This is a genomic window from Desulfocicer niacini (assembly GCF_054657595.1).
On the sequence record NZ_BAAHYK010000129.1, the window covers coordinates 1 to 1,801 of the forward strand.

Annotated in this window: 1 protein-coding gene; it reads right to left on the reverse strand. The window is 36.6% G+C overall.

The features are described from left to right. On the reverse strand, positions 1 to 1,746 hold a 1,746-nt coding region (locus ACYQ2M_RS25010), incomplete at its 3' end, for a PAS domain S-box protein (RefSeq protein ID WP_459919128.1). Positions 1,747 to 1,801: the final 55 nt, after the last annotated feature.

Here is a 1,801-nt window from a genome sequence, read left to right on the forward strand (position 1 = left end):
GAGGTCATGCGCAACACCACCTGCCAGCAATCCAAGGGCTTCCATTTTTTGAGCCTGTTGAAGCTGTTTTAAGGCATCTAATTTATCATTTTCGAGTTTTTTGCGTTGCGAAATGTCATGGATAACGGCAATTGTGTAGAAGCACTCATCAATCTTGATGTTGACATAAGACACTTCGACAAAAAAAGATTGGCCATCTTTATTTTCAATATTCAATGCAATATTTTTTTGAAATTGATCTGGCAATCTATTTTGAAAAACATGATTCAATGTCAATTCTGCACCATGACTCTTTTCTTTAAAAGGGATAAAATCAAAGAGAGATTTTCCAATAACCTGTTTACTGCTATAACCAAAAATTTTTTCTGCTGCTGCATTCCAATAGGAAACCTTTCCATCATTATTAATCATCAAGATTGCTTCATTTGCCGTATCTGTAATTGTTCGATGAATTTGTTCTTTTTTCCTCAGTTCTTTCTTATAGGCAATGACTGATTCTTTCATTCCCTGGAACGTGTCGGCAGTTCGCTGGATCTCAACCAATCGTGTCTTTACCTTTTTGGGGGAAGAATAATTATGATTGATAATATCTAATGCTTCACGATCAAGCTCAGAAATGGGCCGAATGATTTTACCGGCTACAAAAAGACCAATGACAGTCGCAATACAAGATAAAATAAACGTGAGTAATAAATTGATTCTCTGATTGGTTGTAATTTTTCCAAGATAATCATCTTCAGGTATATATACACCAATCATCCATGAAATTTTTGATTCCTGTACCGGTGTGAACATGGTGTAATACTTTTCATTATCCGCCTCAAATGCTGCAAAAATTGAGTTCTTTCTTACCAGTTGAGGATCATCGGATCTTTTGGTTTGTTGTATGGAGTCAAAAGCCTGCTTGCAGACAGAATTTGAAAGCTCTGATAGTTTTGGAAGACGGACTTTTGAACTCTCTTTATCATCTGAATATTTTAATTGTTCAGGATCCGGATATGCAATTACATTGCTGTCCTGATCAACCATAAAGGCAATGCCTGTTTTTCCAACTCTTAAACTGCCGATAAATTTAGAAAGTACATCCAATTCTATATCAACACCGACAACGCCTAATAACTTGCCTTTGGCATCATATATGGGACCGGCAGTTGTGATACCGGGCTTTTGAGAAGTAAAAAAGATATATGGGTTTGTCCAAATCACCTGTTTCTCTTTTGTAGCTTTTATATACCAAGGACGACTCCTTGGATCATATGTATCCTTTGGATTGGATTTTTCTTTAATAATATTCATATCCGCATCCCGAAAGATCATTTTTACCTGACGGCCTTGGGGAGAATTTTCAATAAATTTGGTCCGGTACCCATTCGAAGCATATGAATTATTACGATTAACATAATAAAACTCACCTTCAGGGTTAGCTAAATAAATGCCGGCAAATTGTGGATAAATTTCAAGTTGATCGAAAAAATATTTTTCTAATTTTTCTAAATGCTCCGCATCTGTATTGACAACATTTGACGAGATAAGGCGCTTGGTCAGGCGGGCTGCCCCTCTTGCAATGGAAAAAAAATTCTGAGTTTCCTTTAAAGTCAGGTCAGATATATTTTCCATAATATCAATGGTATGCAGGAACATGACTTTTTTGGTTGAAAAATATGAAAAAGGAGTGGTGATTAATAGAGTTCCCCAAATTAACGCAATACATCCGATGATAATCACCCCGCGGATTGATATTTTCACAAGACCTCCCTCTATATAATATAGTGCCTGACAGAAAAGTCGGCCTGCCCCCTAC